Origin of the sequence: Streptomyces sp. NPDC059092, from assembly GCF_042756365.1 — a bacterium.
In the GTDB taxonomy this organism is placed as follows: domain Bacteria; phylum Actinomycetota; class Actinomycetes; order Streptomycetales; family Streptomycetaceae; genus Streptomyces.
Window position 1 is genome coordinate 14,700 of the sequence record NZ_JBHZEJ010000017.1, and the last position, 20,523, is coordinate 35,222.

General features: G+C 72.2%; 18 protein-coding genes and 1 riboswitch. Of the genes, 5 read left to right on the forward strand and 13 right to left on the reverse strand.

Features of this window, described 5'->3' with window-relative positions; translation table 11 throughout:
- The 4 genes from ACFXPL_RS13005 (at nt 1) to ACFXPL_RS13020 (ending at nt 4,292) form a co-directional block, all read left to right on the forward strand.
- A complete protein-coding gene (locus tag ACFXPL_RS13005) occupies nt 1-1,164 on the forward strand; it encodes an STM4014 family protein (protein WP_384917071.1) in 1,164 nt (387 codons plus the stop codon).
- A 41-nt stretch (nt 1,165-1,205) separates the two neighbouring features.
- A complete protein-coding gene (locus ACFXPL_RS13010; RefSeq protein WP_384917328.1) occupies nt 1,206-2,018 on the forward strand; it encodes an STM4013/SEN3800 family hydrolase in 813 nt (270 codons plus the stop codon).
- The gene (locus ACFXPL_RS13015) at nt 2,015-3,382 is read left to right on the forward strand and encodes an STM4012 family radical SAM protein (protein ID WP_384917074.1); all 1,368 of its coding nucleotides are present in this window, start codon (nt 2,015-2,017) and stop codon (nt 3,380-3,382) included. The genes ACFXPL_RS13010 and ACFXPL_RS13015 overlap by 4 nt, the downstream gene beginning before the upstream one ends.
- 64 nt (nt 3,383-3,446) lie before the next feature.
- Nucleotides 3,447-4,292: an STM4011 family radical SAM protein gene (locus tag ACFXPL_RS13020; protein WP_384917077.1), complete on the forward strand. Its 846-nt coding sequence runs from the start codon at nt 3,447-3,449 to the stop codon at nt 4,290-4,292.
- 43 nt (nt 4,293-4,335) lie between these two features.
- Here ACFXPL_RS13020 and ACFXPL_RS13025 read toward each other — a convergent pair whose 3' ends face one another.
- Nucleotides 4,336-5,160 carry an SGNH/GDSL hydrolase family protein gene (locus ACFXPL_RS13025; protein WP_384917080.1) on the reverse strand — a complete coding sequence of 275 codons (825 nt, stop codon included), beginning with the start codon at nt 5,158-5,160 and terminating at the stop codon, nt 4,336-4,338.
- A 180-nt stretch (nt 5,161-5,340) separates the two neighbouring features.
- Complete coding sequence (locus ACFXPL_RS13030; RefSeq protein ID WP_384917083.1) at nt 5,341-6,360, reverse strand: peptidoglycan DD-metalloendopeptidase family protein; 1,020 nt, start codon at nt 6,358-6,360, stop codon at nt 5,341-5,343.
- A 4-nt stretch (nt 6,361-6,364) separates the two neighbouring features.
- Nucleotides 6,365-6,531, reverse strand: a riboswitch (cyclic di-AMP (ydaO/yuaA leader).
- Between the two features lie 438 nt (nt 6,532-6,969).
- Between ACFXPL_RS13030 and ACFXPL_RS13035 the strand changes: the two genes are divergently transcribed.
- Entirely contained in the window at nt 6,970-7,782 is an 813-nt protein-coding gene (locus ACFXPL_RS13035) for a tyrosine-protein phosphatase (RefSeq protein WP_384917085.1), read from the forward strand.
- Nucleotides 7,783-7,812: 30 nt separating this feature from the next.
- Here the strand turns inward: ACFXPL_RS13035 and ACFXPL_RS13040 are convergent, their stop codons facing one another.
- The 11 genes from ACFXPL_RS13040 to hpnC form a co-directional block, all read right to left on the reverse strand.
- Nucleotides 7,813-7,986 (reverse strand): DUF6126 family protein, encoded by a 174-nt coding sequence (locus ACFXPL_RS13040; RefSeq protein ID WP_384917088.1) that lies wholly within the window; start codon nt 7,984-7,986, stop codon nt 7,813-7,815.
- A 22-nt stretch (nt 7,987-8,008) separates the two neighbouring features.
- Nucleotides 8,009-8,632 (reverse strand): helix-turn-helix domain-containing protein, encoded by a 624-nt coding sequence (locus ACFXPL_RS13045; RefSeq protein WP_384917092.1) that lies wholly within the window; start codon nt 8,630-8,632, stop codon nt 8,009-8,011.
- Between the two features lie 125 nt (nt 8,633-8,757).
- Nucleotides 8,758-10,185: an aspartate aminotransferase family protein gene (locus ACFXPL_RS13050; protein WP_384917094.1), complete on the reverse strand. Its 1,428-nt coding sequence runs from the start codon at nt 10,183-10,185 to the stop codon at nt 8,758-8,760.
- Complete coding sequence (gene dxs / locus ACFXPL_RS13055; protein ID WP_384917098.1) at nt 10,182-12,068, reverse strand: 1-deoxy-D-xylulose-5-phosphate synthase; 1,887 nt, start codon at nt 12,066-12,068, stop codon at nt 10,182-10,184. The genes ACFXPL_RS13050 and dxs overlap by 4 nt, the downstream gene beginning before the upstream one ends.
- Before the next feature lie 147 nt (nt 12,069-12,215).
- Nucleotides 12,216-13,235: an adenosyl-hopene transferase HpnH gene (gene hpnH, locus ACFXPL_RS13060; RefSeq protein ID WP_384917102.1), complete on the reverse strand. Its 1,020-nt coding sequence runs from the start codon at nt 13,233-13,235 to the stop codon at nt 12,216-12,218.
- A 5-nt stretch (nt 13,236-13,240) separates the two neighbouring features.
- Complete coding sequence (locus ACFXPL_RS13065; RefSeq protein ID WP_384917105.1) at nt 13,241-13,897, reverse strand: 1-hydroxy-2-methyl-2-butenyl 4-diphosphate reductase; 657 nt, start codon at nt 13,895-13,897, stop codon at nt 13,241-13,243.
- Nucleotides 13,897-15,906, reverse strand: coding sequence for a squalene--hopene cyclase (shc, locus tag ACFXPL_RS13070; RefSeq protein ID WP_384917107.1), 2,010 nt, complete (start codon nt 15,904-15,906; stop codon nt 13,897-13,899). Before shc ends, ACFXPL_RS13065 begins: the two co-directional genes overlap by 1 nt.
- 102 nt (nt 15,907-16,008) lie before the next feature.
- A complete protein-coding gene (locus tag ACFXPL_RS13075; protein WP_384917110.1) occupies nt 16,009-17,124 on the reverse strand; it encodes a polyprenyl synthetase family protein in 1,116 nt (371 codons plus the stop codon).
- Nucleotides 17,121-18,506, reverse strand: a complete 1,386-nt coding sequence (hpnE, locus tag ACFXPL_RS13080; RefSeq protein ID WP_384917114.1) for a hydroxysqualene dehydroxylase HpnE — start codon at nt 18,504-18,506, stop codon at nt 17,121-17,123. Before hpnE ends, ACFXPL_RS13075 begins: the two co-directional genes overlap by 4 nt.
- 148 nt (nt 18,507-18,654) lie before the next feature.
- On the reverse strand, nt 18,655-19,605 hold the full coding sequence (hpnD, locus tag ACFXPL_RS13085) for a presqualene diphosphate synthase HpnD (RefSeq protein ID WP_384917118.1): 951 nt from the start codon (nt 19,603-19,605) through the stop codon (nt 18,655-18,657).
- Nucleotides 19,602-20,522, reverse strand: a complete 921-nt coding sequence (hpnC, locus tag ACFXPL_RS13090; RefSeq protein WP_384917121.1) for a squalene synthase HpnC — start codon at nt 20,520-20,522, stop codon at nt 19,602-19,604. Before hpnC ends, hpnD begins: the two co-directional genes overlap by 4 nt.
- Between the last annotated feature and the right edge of the window lies 1 nt (nt 20,523).

Here is a 20,523-nt window from a genome sequence, read left to right on the forward strand (position 1 = left end):
ATGCCTTCCTTCAACGGCGGCCAGGACCGGGCGCCACGACTGACCGTGGTGGGGATCCCCGGAAACCGCCGCATATCCCTGTTCCAGGACGCGGTGCGCGCCGCCGGGCTGGCACCCGCCCGGGAGGTCGGCTGGCTCGATGTGCTGCGCGGCCGGGCCGTGTTCGGCGCCGGGGAGACCGTACGGATCGACTCCCCCGGTGAGGACCCCGAGGTGGACCGGCTGCTGCGCGGCACGGACGACCAGACGCGGGTCGAGGGCACGGGCCGCTGGTACGAGCGGTTCACGGCGGCGTCCCGCGATCTGGGCCGGGCGGCCACGGCCGCCGGGGCGGACCTGCTCGACGACCCGGACGAGCTGGCGGTCCTCTTCGACAAGCGCCTCACGCACGGAGTGCTGGACGAGGCGGGGGTACGGGTCCCGCTGTCGCCCACCTCGGGCGCGGCGGCACCCGCCGTGTCGGGCTGGGACGACGTACGGGCCCGGATGGCGGGGGCCGGGCTGCGCCGGGCGTTCGTCAAGATCGCCCACGGTTCCTCGGCCTCCGGGGTGCTCGCCGTGCAGATCGCGGGCCCCGGCCGGGTGAGCGCGATCACCTCCGTGGAGCTGGACGGCGCGGGCCGCCTCTTCAACTCCCTGCGGGTGCGCCGCTACACGGCCGAACGTGAGGTGGCGGCGATCATCGACACCCTCGCGCCGGACGGGCTGCACATCGAGCAGTGGGTGTCCAAGGGGACGCAGAACGGGCGCGCGGCCGATCTGCGTGTCGTGGTGGTCGCGGGACGTGCCACGCACGCGGTCGTCCGTACCAGCGCCTCGCCCATGACCAACCTCCATCTCGGCGGGGCGCGAGGCGATCTCGACGCGGTCCGGTCCACGATCGGCGCGGCGGGCGGCAGCTTCTCCGCCGTTCTCACGATCTGCGAACAGGCGGCGGCGTGCTTCACCGCGACCCACTGCGTGGGGGTGGATCTGATGCCCGACCCGAGCTGGCGGCGGTACGCCGTCGCCGAGGTGAACGCCTTCGGCGACCTGCTGCCCGGCCTCGGCGGGCTGCCGGAGCGCGAGGCCGCGGGGCTGGACACCTACGCGGCGCAGCTCGCGGCCCTGTCCCGCCGGGCGGACCGTGCGGCGGAGCGCCCCACGTGCGGGGATCCCGCATGACGTCCCCCCGCCCCGAGGCGTCGCCCGCCCCCTCACCCGACATGAACGAGGTCGTCGGGCGGGACGACCTGCTGCTCGTCACCCTCGACACGCTGCGCTTCGACGTGGCGTGCGAGCTGGCCGCGGCGGGCCGGATCCCGAACCTCGCCCGCCATCTGCCGGCCGGCCGCTGGGAGGAGCGGCATGCCCCGGGCAGCTTCACCTACGCCTCGCACCAGGCGATCTTCGCCGGTTTCCTGCCGACCCCCGCCGCCCAGGGCCCGCACCCCCGGCTGTTCGCCGCGCGCTTCGGCGGCAGCGAGTCGACGGCCGCCGGGACGTTCGTCTACGACACACCGGACCTGGTCTCGGGCCTCGCTGCGGCCGGCTACCGCACGGTCTGCGTCGGCGGCGTCGGTTTCTTCGACCGGCGGGGCGCTCTCGGCTCCGTCCTGCCCGGAATGTTCCAGGAGAGCCACTGGGAGCCGGAGTTCGGCGTGGCGTCCCCGGTCTCCTTCGAGGCGCAGATCGCCCGCGCCGAGCAGGTCGTCGCGGGACTCGACCGGGAGCGGCGGCTGTTCCTCTTCGTCAATGTGGCGGCGCTGCACCAGCCCAACTGGTTCCACCGGCCGGGCGCCACCCAGGAGGCGGGCGACACCCGCGCCACGCACGCCGCCGCGCTCGAATACGTCGACCGGCACATCGGCCGGCTCTTCACCGCCGCGAGCAGCCGCCGCCGGTGCTTCGCGATCGTCTGCTCCGACCACGGCACCGCCTACGGCGACGACGGCTGGAGCGGCCACCGGCTGGGCCACCCGTCCGTCTGGACGGTGCCGTACGCCCACTTCTTCCTTGAGCACGGGACCGCCTCATGACCACATCGCTGTCGCCCACGCCCCCGGCGACCACGCCGCGTCCGTACGAGAGTTACGTCTACGCCTATCCGCACAAGACGGCGTACCGCCCGCTCGGCGACCGCCCCGCGCTGGCCGCCGAGTGGGCCGGTGAGCGCAAGGACGCGCTCTCCCTCTATCTGCACATCCCGTTCTGCGAGGTCCGCTGCGGTTTCTGCAATCTCTTCACCCGGATCGGCGCGCCCGGGGAGCTGACGACGCGCTATCTGGACGCGCTGGACCGGCAGGCGACGGCGGTCCGTGACGCGCTGGACGCGAGCGGGGGCGCCGAGGGGCCGGTGCGGTTCGCCGCCGCGGCCTTCGGCGGCGGTACGCCCACCTATCTGGACGCGGGCGAGCTGGAGCGGCTCTGCGACATCGCCGAGCAGCGGATGGACGCCGATCTGCGCGCCGTGCCGCTCTCCGTCGAGACCTCCCCGGCCACCGCGACCGCGGACCGGCTGGCCGTCCTCGCCGACCGGGGCGCCACCCGGCTGAGCATCGGCGTCCAGAGCTTCGTGGACGCGGAGGCGCGGGCCGCCGTACGCCCGCAGCGCCGTGCCGAGGTCGAGGCCGCCCTCGGCCGGATCAGGGACGCCGGGATCCCCGTCCTGAACATCGACCTCATCTACGGCATCGACGGCCAGACCCCGGCGACCTGGCGCCACTCGCTGGACGCCGCGCTCGCCTGGCGGCCCGAGGAGCTGTATCTCTACCCCCTGTACGTACGGCCGCTCACCGGCCTCGGCAGGCTCGGCGCGGGCGGTGACGCCCAGTGGGACCGGCAGCGGCTGAGTCTCTACCGGCAGGGCCGTGACCATCTCCTCACCGAGGGGTACGAACAGGTGTCCATGCGGATGTTCCGCCGCCGGGACGCGCCGTCCCAGGGCGCCGAGGACTACGCCTGCCAGACCGACGGCATGATCGGCCTGGGCTGCGGGGCCCGCTCGTACACCTCCCGTCTCCACTACTCCTTCGACTACGCCGTCGGCATGAGCGAGATACGGGCCATCATCGACGCCTACACGGAGACGGCGGACTTCTCCCGTGCCGAGGTGGGCCGACGCGTCGACGGGGACGAGGCGCGCCGCCGCCATCTGCTCCAGTCGCTGCTCCAGGCCCGGGGCATGGCGGTGGCCGAGTACCGCGCGCGGTTCGGCGCCGAACCCGGCGAGGACTTCGGACCCGAGCTGGACCGGTTCGCCGGCCTCGGCTGGCTGGACGCCGGCGCGGGCCCCGGGCTGCTGCGGCTCTCCCCCGAGGGGCTCGCGCACTCGGACGCGCTGGGCCCCGCGCTGTTCTCGCCCTCCGTACGGGCCGCGATGGCCGCGTACGCATCGAAGTAGCCCTCACGAGGCGGGCGGCCCTGGCCACCCGCCTCGTGGGGACCGACGCCCCGAAGGGAGCCCCATGGACCTGACGATCCTCTACCGCGGGCCGCTCGCCTCCTGCGACTACGACTGCCCGTACTGTCCGTTCGCCAAGCGGCGGGACAGTGGTGAGCAGCTACGCGCCGACCGGGCGGCCCTGGAGCGGTTCACCGCGTGGGCCGCCGCCGCGACGGACGACCGGCTCTCCGTGCTGTTCACGCCCTGGGGTGAGGGGATGGTCCGCTCCTGGTACCAGCGGGCGCTCACCGAGCTGTCGCTGCTGCCGCACATCCGCCGGGTCGCCGTCCAGACGAATCTCAGCTTCCGCACGGACCGGCTGGCGGACGCCGACCCGGCGAAGCTCGCCCTGTGGTGCACGTACCACCCGGGGCAGACGCCGTACGGCCGCTTCCTGACGAAGGCCCGCGAACTGGCGGAGCGCGGCGTCCGGTTCAGCGTGGGGGTGGTCGGCCTCGACGCGCATCTGGAGCACGCGCGCCGGCTGCGCGCCGAGCTGCCCCCGCACGTCTACCTGTGGATCAACGCGGCCGAGGGGCACTCCTACACGGACGAGGAGGCCGCGCGGTGGACGGCGCTGGATCCACTGTTCCCGTACAGCCGCCATCCGCACCGCTCGGCCGGGCTGCCGTGCCGGACAGGCGAGTCGGTGATCTCGGTGGACGGTGAGGGTACGGTACGGCGCTGCCACTTCGTCCGCGCCGAACTGGGCAATCTCTACGACGGCTCGTACCGTCGCGCCCTCGCGCCCCGGGCCTGCCCACTGGCGGTGTGCGACTGCCATATCGGCTATGTCCATCTGGAGACGCTGCCGCTGTACGACGTCTTCGCGGGCGGGGTGCTGGAGCGGATCCCGGCGGGGGCGTGAGGTCACGCGGGGCCGCCCCCGCCGCCCGGGACCCGGGGCCGCGTCAGTGTTTCAGCGGGAGCAGGTCGGGCCTCTTCGCCTCGATGTGGTCGCCGGACGAGGCGCCGCGCAGCCTGCGCCCGATCCAGGGCACCAGGTACTCGCGCGCCCAGTGGATGTCGTCGCGCCGTACTTCGAGCGTGCCGCGCGGGGGCAGCGGCGGCCACGGCTGGTCCGGGTCGGCGGGGACGTCGACGCCCAGCACCTGCCCGGCGCGCAGCGCGACCCGGGTGTGTCCCTCGGCCGAGAGATGCAGCCGGTCGCCGTCCCAGGCCCGCCGGTCCTGGACGGTCCTGAAGGACCAGAGGTCGAGCACGGGGCAGTTGTAGCGGTCGGCGATGGCCCGCGTGTGTTCGTTGAACGTGGCGATCTTGCCGCGCAGATGGCGCAGAACGGGCACGCGGCGGGTGTCGAAGCCGGTGGCCAGCACGACCGTGCCGACGGCGTCGGTGAGGTCGGCGACGGCCCGCTCGAAGCGCTCGGCGACATCGTCGGGGTCGGTGCCGGGGCGGATGATGTCGTTGCCGCCCGCGCAGAAGGTCACCAGGTCCGGGGCGAGTTCCTTGGCCCGGGGGATCTGCTCCGCGACGATCTGGTCGAGGAGCCGGCCGCGTACGGCGAGGTTGGCGTAGCGGAAGTCGCCGTGTACGGGGTCGGCCGTCGCACCGGAGACCGGGAACTGGTCGGCGAGCAGGACCGCGAGCCGGTCCGCCCAGCCGACGAACAGACCGTCGGGTCCTGGATCTCCCACGCCCTCCGTGAAGCTGTCACCGATCGCCGCGTACGACCCGAATACCTTGTCTCTTCTTGCTCTCGAATCGTCTGCCACAGCAGAGTATTTTCCACCCGGCGATGTGACCTACGCGACCGTAGGCAAGGGTTGACGCGGGGTGAGAAATGCCATCGGTCAATTTTCATTCAAGTGGGAATAGCGAAAAGCCGTGCGGCCCGGCACATTCGGTGCCGGGCCGCGCGGAGAAAAGCGGGTGTCACGGTGGAACCGGACGGATCAGATGGAGACGCCGTTCTGCCGGAGGAAGGCCAGCGGGTCGACGTCCGAGCCGTAGTCCGGTCCCGTGCGGATCTCGAAGTGCAGGTGCGGTCCCGTCACATTCCCGGTCGCCCCGGAGAGCCCGATCTGCTGGCCCGGGGTGACGCTCTGGCCGGCCGAGACGGAGAGGGACGAGAGGTGGGCGTACTGGGAGTACATCCCGTTGTCGTGCCGGATGACGATCTGGTTGCCGTACGAGCCACCGTCGCCGGCGGTCACGACGGTGCCCGCGCCGACCGCCTTCACGGTGGTGCCGGTGGAGGCCACGAAGTCCACACCGGTGTGGTAGCCGCTGGACCAGCTTCCGCCCGCGGCGCGGTACGCCGTACCGACACCGACGCCGTCGACCGGCAGGGTGAAGCCGGAAGCGCTGCTCCGCGCGGCGGAGTTGGCGGCGGGCGCCGCGCTCTTGGCCGCCGTGGAGGACTTGCCGGACGAGGCGGCCTTCGACGACGGCTTCGACGGCTCGGAGGCCCTCGACGGCTTCGAGGTCTTCGACGACTTCGAGGCGGTGGGCGCCTCCGAGCGGGCGGTCGCGGGCTTGCCGCCGATGGTGAGCTTCAGGCCGGGGTGGATCAGCCCGGGGTCGGCGCCGACGGCCTGGCGGTTGTCCTCGTACAGCCGCTGCCAGCCGCCCCGCACGTTCTGCTCGTCAGCGATCTTGGAGAGGTAGTCACCCGCGACCACCGCGTACGTGTGCACACTCGTGTCCGCCGACCGCGTCACCTGCGTCGCGGCGGCCCCCTGCGGCGCCGCGGCGGGCAGCTTCTGGGCGGTGTGCGCGGTGGCGGGCGCGGCCTGCGGGGCGGCGGCGGGCGCGGCCTGCGGGGCGGCGGCGGGCGCGGCCTGCTGCGCGGCGTGCGCGCCGGTGGCGCCGATGAGCGGCAGCGCGATGGCGGCGCCACCGGTTCCGGCGGCGATGAATCCGCGCGAGAACGGGTTGGTCCTCGGACGGCGGTGCTTACCCTTCGCGGGCATGGCGAATTCCTCTCCGGCGCCTGCGAGGTGAGCTGTCGGGTTCGGGCTGGAGATGCCCGGCCGCGCATGGTGCGCGACTTCACCCCGAGCCGTCCCTGATGCCGGAGCACCGGAACGGCGTACTACCTGGGTCCCCCGCTCCTGCCACGCGTGAATGGGTGGATGGTGTCCCCGAGGCGGCGGCAGGATTCGGCGTTCCGCTCGGATTGAGGGTGAACGTAGGCGAGTGGGACGGCCGGAACAAGCCACCCTTTTCCGTCGGCGGCGCACACTCCTCTCCGGCGGAAGATCGCCGGTCACCCTGCGTGGAGGCCTCCCTCCAAATCCCTTTCGAGGTGGCCTTTCCCTTTCGCCCCGCCGCCACGGAACGTCACGGATATGATCCTGCTCACCCGGCGACACCCATCTCCCCCTCGATCGGGGCAGGTTATATGGAATCAGTCAATCCGGATAGATGCCTGTTTGGGCGTTTCCTCCCCTCGCGTCCTGTCCGTACGCGGACGCTCCCGCACCACCGCGCGGAACCGATCAGCCTCCGAACAGATGTCGTAGGGTCAGCAACCGACTCCGCCGGCGAACAGCGCCGACGGCAGACCTGGAGGAGCAGGCGTGACGCAGCAGTCACCGCAGGTCCCGTCCACCGAGCCCGAGCTGTCCGGAGTACGCAACTTCCGTGATGTCGGCGGCCTGCCGACCGTGGACGGACGGCGGGTACGGTACGGCGCGCTCTACCGCAGCGGACATCTCGCCCACGCCACCGCCGACGACACCGTCTTCCTCGCCGGCCTGGGTCTGCACACGATCTTCGACTTCCGCAACTCCGCCGATCTGAAGCTCGACGGCGCGGACGTGGAGCTGACGGGCGTACGCCACGTGAACATCCCGCTCTCCGACCCGGCCGACGGCGCCGAGTTCTGGCGGATGGTCCGGCACGGCGACCTCGACCAGCTCCGCTCGCTCCTCGGGGACGGCAGAGCGGCGGCCCGGATGACCGGCTCGTACGGCGCGATCGTCACGCAGCGCACCGCGGAGCACAGCCGCCTGCTGCACGCGCTCGCCGCGGACAGCCTCCCGGCCCTGCTGCACTGCGCGGCGGGCAAGGACCGGGCCGGCATCTCGGTCGCCGTGGCGCTGCTCGCGGTCGGCGTCGAGCCGGAGGCGATCGAGGCGGACTACCTCAAGTCGAACGACCCCCACCGCCGCTACGCCTTCCGCCGCGCCGACCGCACGCCCGGCGCGGCCTCGGGCGAGGCGATGGCGCTGCTCAGCCCGCTCTTCGACGCCCGCGCCGGATACCTCGCCGCCGCCTTCGAAGCCATCGGGGAGACCTGGGGCTCCACCGACCGCTATCTGTCCGACGGCCTCGGCCTCACGCCCGAGACCCGCGAACGGCTGCGCGCCCGCCTCCTGGACGAGGGCTGACGCCGCCGCGTTCCGTCGCGTACCGGGCCGTCACTGCCCCTGGGCTCCGAGGTGGAAGAGGAGATAGAGGAAGGCCGCGAAGATATGGCCGGCCACCAGATAGGCGAAGAGCCGGATCACCAGCCCTCGCGGGAACGTCTTCTCCTCGTTCATCACATGTTCCGGCGCTCCCTCACGAGGCACCGGGTGCTCTGTCTCCGACATGGCGAAGGCCTCTCTCAGCAGGTCAGGCGGGATGGACCGGGCCACCGAGGCACAGGTCCGCGGTCGGGCTCTGGAGCAGGGTGTGGACGAACAGCAGCTCGGTCCCCTCGGGGCCGGCCGCCGCGATGCGGTGCGGGGTGAGCGAGTCGAAGTGCGCGCTGTCCCCGGGGCCGAGCAGATGCAGGGCGTCGCCCAGGCTCAGCCGGAGCCGGCCGTCGAGGACGTACAGCCACTCCTCCCCGGGGTGCACCCGGACCAGGTCGCCCTGAGCCCCGTACGGCACTTCCAGCCGCAGTGGCTGCATGGCGCGGCCGGGACCGCCCGCCTGGTGGTACGTCCAGCCGTCGGCCTCGACGGGTTCGGCCCGGCCGGCCCGGACGATCGGCTCGCGCTCCGGCGGTGTCTCGCCGAGCAGTTCGGAGATGGTCGTCCCGTAGATCCGGGCCAGCCCCAGCAGCATGGGCAGGGAGGGCTGTCTGCGGCCGGTCTCCAGCCGGGAGAGATGGGCGGGGGAGAGCCCCGCCCGCCGGGCGGCGGCCTCCAGGGTGAGCCGGCGGCCACGGCGCAGTTCACGCAGGCGCGGCGCGACGTCGGGAAGCTGGTCGGGCAGCGCGTCGGCCGCCTCTCCGGCGGGGGGTGTGCTCATGTGTCCATTGCGCCAGGAACTTTCCTCCGAGGCAAATTTCTTACCTCGGAGGCAAAAGCGTCCGGGACGAACCAGCCAGGCCACCGGGACGTGGGCGAGGCCTGGCCCCGTCTCCCAGCCGTCCCCTACCGGTTGGCGACGGCCTGCTTCACCAGTGTCCTGCCGAAGTCCCACATCAGTCCGCCCCCGCCGTGTGCGTCGTCCATCACAGCCGTGAAGGCGGCCACGAAGCGGTCCACCTCGCGTTCCCCGATGATCAGGGGCGGGATCAGTTTGATCACTTCGAGATGGTCGCCGGAGACCTGGGTGAGGATGCGGTGCTTCTGGAGCAGCGGTACGACGACCATCTGGGCGAAGAGACCCTTGCGGGCGGCCTGGAGCATCGTCCAACGCCCACGCAGTCTGATCGAGTTCGGCCGGCCGAACTCGATGCCGATCATCAGTCCTCGGCCGCGTACCTCGTGCAGCAGCTCGTACCGGTCGACGAGGGCGGCCAGCCGGGATCTGAGCAGCTCGCCGGTGGCCCGTACACCCGCGACGATCTCCTCGTCCTCCAGCACCGACAGAACGGCCAGCCCCGCCGCCATGGCCTGGGCGTTGGAACCGAAGCTCGCGGAGTGGACCAGGACCCGGTCCATCGAGGAGTAGACCTTTTTGAAGATCCAGTCCTTGCCGAGGGTCGCGCCGACGGGCACGTAGCCGCCGGAGAGCGCCTTCGCGACACAGACGAGATCCGGCTCGACCCCCTCCTCGTGCTGGTACGCGTAGAAGTCGCCGGTCCTGCCGAGGCCGGTCTGCACCTCGTCGGCGATGAGCAGCGCCTTGTGGCGGTGCAGCAGTTCCTGGGCGGCGCGCAGGAAGCCGGGCGGCGCGGCGTGGACGCCCTTGCCCTGGATCGGCTCCACGACGAACCCGGCCACGTCGCCGCGGGCCAGCTCCCGCTCCAGCGCGTCGAGGTCGCCGAGCTCGATCGCGGTGTCGGGCAGCAGCGGCGCGAAGCCGTCGCGGAAGCCGTCCTCGCCGTTGACGGAGAGCGATCCTGTGGTCAGCCCGTGGAAGGCGTGGCCGCAGTAGAGGATCCTGGGGCGGCCGGTGGCGTACCGGGCGAACTTCAGGGCCGTCTCGACGGCTTCCGTACCGCTGTTGCCGAAGAACACCCGGTCCAGGTGCGGGCTGTGGGCGAGCAGTTTCTCGGCGAGGAGGCCGGGCAGCGGCTGGCAGTCGAAGCGGGTGAGGTCGGCGAGGGAGGCGTCGAGGACGTCGTGGAGGGCCTTGCGTACGACGGGGTGGTGCCGGCCGAGGCCCATCACGCCGAAGCCCGCGAGCATGTCCAGGTAGTCGTTGCCGTCCGCGTCCCAGAAGTAGGCTCCCTCGGCCCGCTCGTAGACCCGGTCGAAGCCGATGGTGTGCAGCATGCGCGGGAGCTGGTGGTTGAGGTGTCTGGTGTGCAGCTCGTAACGCTCGGCGCCGCGCTCCGCGAGGAGGCTCGGCAGGTCGAACCCCTTGGACGGCGCCGGCCGGCCCGGCGGACCCGGCTGGGGGGATCCGTTCATCGCGCCCTCTCCTTGCCCGTCAGGGCGGTGGTGATCCGCCCCGCGATCTCGACCGGGGTGAGGCCGATGTCGGCCAGCACCTCGCCGCGTTTGGCGTGTGCCAGGAACTGTTCGGGGATGCCGAAGGTACGCAGCGGTACGTCGACCCCCGCGTCGCGCAGCGACTGGCCGACGGCCGAACCCACGCCGCCGCTACGGCAGTTGTCCTCCGCGACCGCGACCAGCCGGTGCCGCTCGGCCAGCGGCGCGAGCTGTTCGTCGACGGGTTTGACCCAGCGCGGGTCGACCACGGTGCAGCCGATGCCGCGCTCCGCGAGGAGCTCGGCGGCGCCGAGGCAGACCGGTGCGAGCGCGCCGACCGCGACGAGGAGCACGTCAGCGGTGCCGTCCGGCGCCCGGCGCAGGACGTCCATACCGCCGACGCGCCCGACCGCGGGGATCACCGGTCCCACCGCTTCCTTGGGGAAGCGCAGCACGGTCGGCGCGTCGTCGACGGCGACGGCCTCGCGGAGCTGGGCGCGCAGCTGGCCGGCGTCGCGCGGCGCGGCGATCCGCAGTCCTGGCACGCACTGGAGCATCGACATGTCCCACATGCCGTTGTGCGAGGCGCCGTCCACCCCGGTGACCCCGGCCCGGTCCAGGACGAACGTCACTCCGCGGCGGTGCAGGGCGACATCCATCAGCAGCTGGTCGAAGGCGCGGTTCAGGAAGGTCGCGTAGACGGCGACGACGGGATGGAGTCCGCCGGTGGCGAGTCCCGCGGCGGAGACCACCGCGTGCTGCTCCGCGATCCCCACGTCCCAGATCCGGTCGGGGAACCGTTCGGCGAACTTCGTCAGCCCCACGGGGTGCAGCATGGCCGCCGTGATCGCCACGACGTCGGGGCGCTCCGCCCCGATCTCGGCGATCTCGTCGCGGAACACCGACGTCCAGGAGGGGCCCGCGGCCGGTGTCAGCGGCTCGCAGGTAAGCGGGTCCATCACCCCGACGGTGTGGAAGCGGTCCGCCTCGTCCTCCAGCGCCGGGGCGTAGCCGCGGCCCTTCTCGGTGAGGCAGTGGACCAGTACGGGGCCGTGGAAGCGTTTGGCCCGGTGGAACGCCGACTCCAGGGCGGCGATGTCGTGGCCGTCGATCGGTCCGACGTACTTGAGGCCGAGGTCCTCGAACATCCCCTGGGGGGCGAAGGCGTCCTTGAACCCCTTCTTCGCCCCGTGCAGCGACCCGTACAGGGGCCGGCCCACGACGGGGGTGTTGTGCAGCACCTCCTTGCCCCAGGCGAGGAACCTCTCGTAGCCGTCGGTGGTGCGGAGCGTGGCGAGATGGTCGGCGAGGCCGCCGATCGTCGGCCCGTACGACCGTTCGTTGTCGTTGACGACGATGATCAGCGGGCGGTCCTTGGCGGCGGCGATGTTGTTCAGCGCCTCCCAGGCCATGCCGCCGGTGAGGGCGCCGTCCCCGATGACCGCGACGACATGGTCCTCCCCGCCGAGTACCTCCCTGGCCTTGGCGAGGCCGTCGGCCCAGCCGAGCACGGTGGAGGCGTGCGAGTTCTCGATGACGTCGTGCTCCGACTCCTCGCGGGAGGGGTAGCCGGAGAGGCCGCCCTTGCTCCGCAGTTTGGAGAAGTCCTTTCTGCCGGTGAGGAGTTTGTGGACGTACGCCTGGTGGCCGGTGTCCCACAGGATGCGGTCGGCGGGCGAGTCGAAGGCCCGGTGCAGGGCGACGGTCAGCTCCACCACCCCGAGGTTGGGCCCGAGATGGCCCCCGGTCCTCGCCACCGCCTGGATCAGGAACGCTCTGATGTCCCCGGTCAGTTCGTCGAGTTCGCTCGCCGTCAGTGCCTTGAGATCGTGCGGCCCCCGGATGTGCTCCAAGACTGACACGCTCGGACCCCTCTCGGATTCGTTGAGCTCACGGTGGCGGCGGGAGCCTCCGAGGGCGCCCGCCGTCCTCCCTGGACGCGGCGCGCGACCGGCGGGGCCGGCGGCGCGAGGGGTCCCCGCGCCGCCGGCTCTCCCGTGGTCATGCCGTCACCGGGTTCCGACGACCGTTTCGCGGGCCGCGCGCAGGGACTCCTTGAGGGAGCCCATGGTGGCGAGGACGGCGGTCGGTTCGTAGCCGCAGTGCGCCATGCAGTTGGCGCAGCGCGGGTCCTTGCCACGGCCGTACTTGGTCCAGTCGGTCTCCTCGATGAGCTGACGGTACGTCGGGACGTAACCGTCGCTCATCAGGTAGCAGGGGCGCTGCCAGCCGAAGAGCGAGTAGTTGGGGATGGCCCACGCGGTGCAGGGGAAGTCGGCCTTGCCTTCGAGGAAGTCCAGGAAGAGCGGCGAGTGATTGAGGCGCCAGCGCGCCCGGTTGCCGCCGGCGAACGACTTCTTGAACAGCTCCCGGGTCTGCTCGACACCCAGGAAGTGCTCCTGGTCGGGGGCCTTCTCGTAGGCGTAGGCGGGCGAGATCATCATCTCGTCCACCTTCAGGTCGTCATTGAGGTAGTTGAGCACCTCGATGATGGTCTGCGGGGTATCGGTGTTGAAGAAGGTGGAGTTGGTGGTCACCCGGAATCCGCGCCGCTTGGCTTCCTTGATCGCGGCGACGGCCTCGTCGAACACCCCTTCCTTCGCGACTGACTCGTCGTGCCGCTCGCGCAGTCCGTCGATGTGCACGGCGAAGGCGAAGTAGGGCGAGGGGGTGAACTTCTCGATCTTCTTCCGCAGCAGCATGGCGTTGGTGCAGAGGAAGACGTACTTCCGCCGGGCCACGAGCTGCCTGACGATCTCGTCCATCTGGGGGTGCATCAGCGGTTCGCCGCCGGCGATGGAGACCATGGGCGCCCCGGACTCCAGCACCGCCCCGACGGCCTGGGCCACGGGCATGCGCTGTTTCAGCACCCCGGCGGGATGCTGGATCTTGCCGCAGCCCTCGCAGGCCAGATTGCAGGCGAAGAGGGGTTCCAGCTCGACGATCAGCGGGAACTTCTCACGCCTGCGGAGCTTCTGTTCGAAGAGGTACGTCCCGACCCTGATGGTCTGACGGAGTGGCATGGCCATCTAGCTCACCTCCTGGGGAGCAGCAAAGAACGGTGCCATTCATAGAAAGCTGGAAGGACGGCACGAAGAACATGGAAAGCCGATATTCCACCGCGCACTGTGCCGATACGGACGAGCTCATGCTCCGGAGCGTCCACGACCACCCGGACGGCCGCAACCGGGCGTGGCCCGGCGGCCAGGGCGCACCGCAGCGTGGCGGCGGATTCCATGTCGACCGCGAGCGCCCCCGTGGCGCGCAGCGCGGACCGTTCCTGACCGCGTACGACGTGGTCGGAGCCGGTCAGCGGGCCGGTGTGGACCGTGCGCCCCGGTACGGCCCGGGTCAGCGCGTCCACGAGGAGGCCGGTGCCCGTGCAGGGGGCGGTGCCGTACCGGTCGCGGGTCTCATCGGCGACGATCAGGTCGCCCGGGTTCATCCCCGGGGTGAGCCCGGCGCAGAATCCGGCGGCGATGACGGCCGCGTCGGCGTGCCGGGGCCCGGCGAGCGCGCGCACCACGGCGCGCTCGGCGTTCCTGGGGCCCATGCCCGTACGGAGCACGGTGACGGGGCCCGCCGCGGCGCCCCGCCCCGAACCCCGCAGGGCGAAGCGCTCGATGGAGAGCGCGCAGGCGATCAGCAGCGGCGTACCGGGACGGACGGACGGTCCTGGGGACCGCTCCATCAGATGCCCTGTCGGACGCCGGAGCGGGTGGCTAGGGCCTTCGGTTCACCGTGGAGGTAGCGGCCGAGCGCCGTCAGCGGGAAGACCTGCCGGTAGAGGTGGTAGTTGATGGAGAAGTCCCACGGGAAGCCGGTGCCCGTGAAGTACGGCTCGTCCCAGGAGCCGTCCTCGCACTGGGTCGCCGCGAGCGAGGCGATGCCCCGTTCGACGGCCTCGCTGCCGTGCTCCCCCGCGGCGAGGAGGGCGAGGAGCGCCCAGGCTGTCTGGGAGGCGGTGGTGGCACCGTGCCCGATCCACTTCTCCTCGCGGTAGGAGCGCAGGTCCTCGCCCCAGCCGCCGTCCTCGTTCTGGACGGATTCGAGCCAGGTGACGGCGCGCCTGATCGCGGGGTGGGAGGGCGGCAGTCCGGCCGCGGTGAGGGCGGGCACCACCGCCCCGGTGCCGTAGACGTAGTTGACGCCCCAGCGGCCGAACCAGGCGCCGGTGGTCTCCTGTTCGGCGAGCAGCCACTCGATGCCGCGCCGGGTGGCGGGGTGGTGGGACTTGCCCTCGTAGGCGAGCATCTCGACGACGTGCGCGGTCACGTCGGCGGACGGCGGGTCGATGACCTCGCCGAAGTCGCAGAAGGGCAGCCGGTTGGGGAACGGGCTGGTGTTGTCGGCGTCGAAGGCGCCCCAGGCCCCGTTGCGCGACTGCATGCCGAGGTTCCACCGGGTGCCGCGGTCGACGGCCGCCTCGACCCGGTCGGGGTCGGGGTGACCGACCCGGCGCAGCGCGAGGACGACCTCGGCGGTGTCGTCGATGTCGGGGTAGTTGTCGTTGTGGAACTCGAACGCCCAGCCGCCGGGGACGAGTCCGGGTCTGCGCACCGCCCAGTCCCCCGGGCGGACGATCTGCTCGCCGATCATCCAGTCGGCGGCCTTGACCAGGGCGGGGTGGTCCGGGCTCAGTCCCGCGTCGGCGAGCGCGATGGTGGCGAGGCAGGTGTCCCAGACCGGGGACTGGCACGCCTCGATCATCCGGGCGCCGTCCTCGCGCCGGACCGCGAACCGGTCGAGCGATTCGAGTCCGGCGCGCATGATCGGGTGGTCGAGGTCGTAGCCGAGCAGGTGCAGGGCGATGACGGAGTAGACGGCGGGTGGCTGGATCCCGCCCCAGCAGCCGTCGTTCTCCTGCCGTTCGATGATCCAGCGGGCGGCGGCGTTCATCGCGGTACGGCGCAGCAGGCGCGGTGCGAAGCGGTGGTAGGCGTGCAGGGCCTTGTCGAGCCGCTGGAAGGCGCCGTCCCAGCTCGTCACGGATGCGAGCGGCCGGTGGGGGCGGGCCGCGTCGGCGTGGAGTTCGTCGAGGGCGAAGGGGGCGGGCCGTACGGGCCGCTTCGCGGAGACGATGGTGAGGGGCACGATGGTCTGCCGGGCCCAGCAGCCGAAGTCGTAGATGTTGAGCGGGAACCACTTGGGCAGGAAGATCAGTTCGGGCGGCAGTTCGGGGAGGTCGTCCCACTTCCACCAGCCGAAGAGGGCCAGCCAGATCCGGGTGAAGACCCGGCTCGCGGCGATCCCGCCGTGGTCCCGTACCCATTGGGAGGCGCGCGCCATGTGCGGGTCGCCGGGCCGGTCCCCGGCCAGCCGCAGCGCGACATAGGCCTCGATGGTGGCGGAGAGTTCGGGGGGACCTCCGTAGAAGGTGGCCCAGGTGCCGTCGGCGCGCTGTTCGCCGCGGATGAAGAGGGCCGCCGCCTCGGTGGTACGGGGGTCCTGCACGCCCAGGAACTGACGGAGCAGCAGGTCCTCGGCGTCCATCGTCACATTGGTGGCCAGGTCCCCTTTCCACCACCCCTGGGCGTCCTGCCGGCCGAGCAGGTGCTCGACGGATCGTGCGGTGGCCCGCTCGGCGGCGACCCGGAGGTCACCGTCCGCGGCGGGGAGAGTGGTGGTGTCGGTCGGTCCGCTGGCCGAGGTTGCGCGGGGTCCCAGGGCCCCGGTGCTTCCGTCGGTCGTCGCTGTCATGGCTTCCCCTTCGTGCAGTGGTGTTCTTCTGCTGTGCCTGGGGTCTCCGTCGTCCGGTGCCGGTGGCGCAGGACGGCGACTGCGGTCATATGGGAATGGTGATCATCTCTTTCGTACGACGACGAAGTCCGCGAGTGCGACGAGCTGCGCGCGGATCTTTTCCGGCATGTCCACGTGATCCAGGGCCTCGATGGCGATGGCTTGCTGCCTGCGGGCCTCCTGGGAGGTCCACTCGCGGCCACCCGCCTCCTCGATGAGCGCCGCCCTGTTCGCGAACTCCTCCTCCGAGAAGCTCTCGAAGTCGTTGCTCTTGGCGTCGGCGGCGAGCAGTTCACCGAGCCGTTCCGAGGCCGGTCCGCCCTCGGCGAGCGCGGCGACGACCGGCAGGGACTTCTTGCGCTGGCGCAGGTCGCTCCAGGTCTGCTTCCCGGTGGCCTCCGGATCGCCCCAGATGCCGAGCAGGTCGTCGACGGCCTGGAAGGCGAGGCCGAGGTGGTGTCCGTACGACTCCAGGGTGTCGGCCGTGCGGTCGTCGGCGCCGCCGAGGACCGCGCCGATGGAGACGGCGCAGGCGAGCAGCGCGCCGGTCTTGTTGCCCTCCATCTCCAGGCACTCCTCGACGGTGACCCGCTGGCGGTGCTCGTAGGAGATGTCCTGGGCCTGGCCGTCGATCAGCTTGCGGGTGGCGGTGGTCAGCCGGCGGGCGGCGCGGCCCGCCTCGACGGTGCCCAGCTCCAGCAGCACCTCGTTGGCCAGGACGAACAGGGCGTCACCGACAAGAATGGCCTGCGCGGGGCCGTGCACCTTCCACACGGTGTCGCGGTGGCGGCGCTGCTCGTCGCCGTCCATCAGGTCGTCGTGCAGCAGCGAGAAGTTGTGGACGAGTTCCACGGCGACGGCGCCGGGGACGCCCTTCTCGGGGGCGGCGCCGGCCGCTTCCGCGGAGAGCAGGGCGAGCGCGGGGCGGACGGCCTTGCCGCCGTCGCCGTCGGCGGGGCGGCCCTCGGCGTCGATCCAGCCGAAGTGGTAGGCGGCGACGGTGTCCATGGGGGTGGCCAGCCGGTCGACGGCGGCGCGCAGCACGGGCGTGGACAGGGTCCGTCCCCGTTCCAGCAGCGCGTAGACGTCCGCGGTGTCGACAACCGGGTGGGCCGGGGGCACGGTCGGCACGGTCTCTCCTCTTGTTCCAGTACTCGTCGGTGCAGTACTCGGGCTCATACCGCCTCCTGCAAGGGGTGGTGATGGCGGTGTCCGAGTGCGGGGAGAGCGGCGCCCGCGGCGTCGAGGCCGCTCCGCACCGCGCCCTCCATCGTCGCGGGCCAGCCGGTGGCGGTCCATGCGCCGGCCAGGAAGAGGCCGGGGGCGCGGGTACGGGCATCCGGGCGGAGCCGTCCCACGCCAGGGGCGGGGGCGAACGTCGCCGTCCGCTCCCGGGTGACGAAGAAGTCCCGTACCTCCGCGCCGCGCGCGGCGGGCAGGAGCCGTTCCAGTTCGGGGAGGTAGCGCGCGCGCAGCTCCGCGACCGGGGTGTCGATCTCGTCCTGGGCGGCGGACTGGGAGACCGCCAGGTACTGGCCGTCCGTCAGTCCCGAGGCGTGGGTCCGGTCGAAGACCCACTGGACGGGCGAGCCCAGTGCGGCGAAGAACGGGCGGCGCAGCACCCGGCGGTCGTACACGACGTGCAGGTTGATGATGGGCGCGTCGGCGATCTCCAGCAGCCGGTCGGGGGCGTCGAGCGCGCCCTCGGGCAGCAGGGCGTGGGCCTCGCGCTGGGGTACGGCGAGGACGACGGCGTCCGCGTCGAGCCGTTCGCCGTCCAGGTCGACGTGCCAGCCGCCGTCCGCGGCGCGGGTGACCGCGCCGGCCCGGGCGCGCAGCTCGGTGCGTACACCTGCCGCGTCCAGGGTCTTGCGGGCCAGGGTGTCGTGCAGGTCGCCGAGCGGGACACGGGACCAGCCGATGTCGGCGGCGCCGGGCTCGGAGAGCAGCCCGGTCTTGAAGACCATCGCGGCGAGCGCCAGGGAGGCGTCCGGCGCGGTGGCGTTGAGGGTGGCCACCCCGACGAGGTCCCAGAGCGCTTCGACCGTACGGGCCGACTGTCCGTGGCGGTGGAGCCAGGTGGCGAAGTCGGTGCCGTCCAGCGCGGGGTCCGTGAGGTCGAGCCGCTGGAGGGCGAACGCGGCACGGGCCACGGAGGCGCGCTCGGCGAGCGAGAGGTGCGGGTACGCCGCGAGTCCGGGCGCGAGGTGCAGCGGTACGGGCAGGGCGGTGCGGCGGATCCGGCCGAGCCGGGGCCGTCTCCCGCCGACGTCCAGGACGGGGACGTCGAGGCGGTCCTGGAGGGGGGCGAGCGCGGCGCCGTCCACCCGGTCGAGGAACCAGCGGTACGCGGTACAGCAGCGCAGGTAGACGTGCTGGCCGTTGTCGACGGTGAGGTCCCCGCGGCGGAAGGAGAAGGCGAGTCCGCCGAGGCGCGGCCGGCCTTCGAGGAGGGTCACCCGTACGCCCGCGTCGGCGAGCTGGAGGGCTGCGGTGATTCCGGCGAGCCCGCCGCCGACCACCACGGCGCGGCGGGCCCGGCCTCCGTCGGCCGTTGTCATGCGTTCCCCCTTGTTGTCGGACCCGTGGGGCGGTGCGGTGCCGTGGAGCCCTCCGCAGTCAGGGACGCGTCATCTCCACGGGAGGTTGAGCATCCTTCGTGCGGACATGCGTGCGACGAAGCGGGGGCGACCGGTCTCGGCTCCCGCATCAGCCGCGCCTCCTGACGGCCTGCCGGGAGATGGTCCTGGCGTCGAGGCCGGAGAGCCCGCGCACGGCGACGTACGCCTTCTCGTGGCCGGGGAGCGAGACCCGGCCACGGAGCACGGCCTCGGGGTCGCGCTCGATGCGGTCGAGCAGCCGGCGGTAGATGCCGGCCATGGCGGCGACGCAGGCGCCGCTGCGCCGGTCGAGCATCGGCAGCAGCCGGTAGCCCTCGGCGAAGAGCGCGCGGGCGCGGCGGACCTCGAAGTGGACCAGTCCGGCGAAGTCGGCGCCCGGCGCCGGGGTGGCACTGTGGAACCCGGCGGAGCAGCCGAACTTGGCGAGGTCGTCGGCGGGCAGGTACGTACGGCCGTTGGCCGCGTCCTCGCGGACGTCCCGGAGGATGTTGGTGAGCTGGAGGGCGAGGCCCAGCGTGTCGGCGTACTCGGCGGCGCGCTCGGCCCCGGGGGCGCCGGGCGCGGTGCCGAACACGCCGAGGGAGACCCGGCCGATGGCGCCCGCGACACACCGGCAGTAGACCTTGAGGTCGTCCCAGGTCTCGTACGTGTCGTCCCTGACGTCCATCAGGACGCCGTCGATCAGCTCGTCGAGCCCGTCGAGGGGCACCGGGAAGCGGCGTGCCGTGTCCGCGACGGCCACCGCCACGGGGTCGGTGTCGTCGTCGTCCACCTCGCCCGCCCTGACCCGGTCCAGCAGCGCCCGGGTCTCTTCGAGCCGGGACTGCTTGACCTCGGGCGCGAGCGTGCCGTCCCCGATGTCGTCCACCCTCCGGGAGAAGGCGTACAGCGCGGACATGGCCTGCCGCTTGTCGGTCGGCAGCAGCCTGATGCCGTAGGCGAAATTACGGGCCTGCTGCCCGGTGACGGCCTCGCAGTAGCTGTAGGCCGCCAGTACCGGCGCGGACATCGGCGTCTGTCCCTCCACGTTCCGGCTCACCCCTCTCTGTGCGCACTTCGCAAAACAGCTCCCACTTCACGCAGCAGACGCGGCTTGGTGGGTTTGGGCGGCCCGGGGAGCACATCGTGCCCGGCCGCCGCGATCGACGCGAGGGCGGCGCGCCCTCCCGCCACGAATCCGGCGAGGAGGAGGCGGAGCCTGCCGTGGACGCTGCCCACCAGGGCGGTGCCTTCGTCCAGCAGCAGCCGGGCGCGCTCGGCCTCGTGGGCGACCAGGGAGCGTACGGAGGCGTTCGCGGTGGGAACGGCCAGGTCCGCCTCGGTGACATGGAAGCGCTTCATGTCCTCGGCGGGGAGGTAGATCCGGTCGCGGCCGAGGTCCTCGGTCACGTCCTGGAGGTGTTCGACGATCTGGAGTGCCGTGCAGACGGCGTCGGAGCGGCGCAGCCGCTCGGGGCTCGCGGTGCCGGTGATCCCGAGGACGAGGCGGCCGACCGGGTTGGCGGAGAGCTCGCAGTAGGCGAGCAGGTCGTCGTAGGTCTCGTACCGCCGCACCATCTGGTCCTGGCGGTTGGCCTCGATCAGTCCGAGGAACGGATCGAGGGGCAGGGAGCGGCGCCGTACCGTCGGGGCCAGGGCGCGCAGCAGCGGATGGCCGGGGGCGTCGCCGTGTGGGTCGAAGACCCGCCGCAGGTCGGTCTCGAAGGCGTCGAGCACCGCGGTCCTGTCGTCGGCGAGGGCGGGGGCGACGCCCAGGTGGCGGGCGTCGGCGCCGCCGGGGGCGAGATCGCCGTCACCGATGTCGTCGACGAGGCGGGCGTACCCGTACACCGCCATCAGGTCGTCGCGCCAGGCGCGCGGCAGGAAGAAGGGGGCCACGGGGAAGTTCTCGTCCGCGGCCTTGTCGAGCGTGGCGCGCGAGGAGTGGTCGGGGCGCACATCCGGGGGGCCCGTCACT

Excerpts from the sequence above, each read along its gene's own strand:
- ACFXPL_RS13040 (WP_384917088.1), bottom strand. The coding sequence starts at position 7,986 with ATGTCGGAGACAGAGCACCCGGTGCCTCGTGAGGGAGCGCCGGAACAT.
- hpnH (WP_384917102.1), bottom strand. The coding sequence starts at position 13,235 with ATGGCCATGCCACTCCGTCAGACCATCAGGGTCGGGACGTACCTCTTC.
- ACFXPL_RS13030 (WP_384917083.1), bottom strand. The coding sequence starts at position 6,360 with ATGCCCGCGAAGGGTAAGCACCGCCGTCCGAGGACCAACCCGTTCTCG.
- ACFXPL_RS13010 (WP_384917328.1), top strand. The coding sequence starts at position 1,206 with ATGAACGAGGTCGTCGGGCGGGACGACCTGCTGCTCGTCACCCTCGAC.
- shc (WP_384917107.1), bottom strand. The coding sequence starts at position 15,906 with ATGACAGCGACGACCGACGGAAGCACCGGGGCCCTGGGACCCCGCGCA.
- ACFXPL_RS13005 (WP_384917071.1), top strand. The coding sequence starts at position 1 with ATGCCTTCCTTCAACGGCGGCCAGGACCGGGCGCCACGACTGACCGTG.
- ACFXPL_RS13015 (WP_384917074.1), top strand. The coding sequence starts at position 2,015 with ATGACCACATCGCTGTCGCCCACGCCCCCGGCGACCACGCCGCGTCCG.
- ACFXPL_RS13045 (WP_384917092.1), bottom strand. The coding sequence starts at position 8,632 with ATGAGCACACCCCCCGCCGGAGAGGCGGCCGACGCGCTGCCCGACCAG.
- ACFXPL_RS13065 (WP_384917105.1), bottom strand. The coding sequence starts at position 13,897 with ATGGAGCGGTCCCCAGGACCGTCCGTCCGTCCCGGTACGCCGCTGCTG.
- ACFXPL_RS13050 (WP_384917094.1), bottom strand. The coding sequence starts at position 10,185 with ATGAACGGATCCCCCCAGCCGGGTCCGCCGGGCCGGCCGGCGCCGTCC.
- ACFXPL_RS13020 (WP_384917077.1), top strand. The coding sequence starts at position 3,447 with ATGGACCTGACGATCCTCTACCGCGGGCCGCTCGCCTCCTGCGACTAC.
- hpnE (WP_384917114.1), bottom strand. The coding sequence starts at position 18,506 with ATGACAACGGCCGACGGAGGCCGGGCCCGCCGCGCCGTGGTGGTCGGC.
- ACFXPL_RS13075 (WP_384917110.1), bottom strand. The coding sequence starts at position 17,124 with ATGAGCCCGAGTACTGCACCGACGAGTACTGGAACAAGAGGAGAGACC.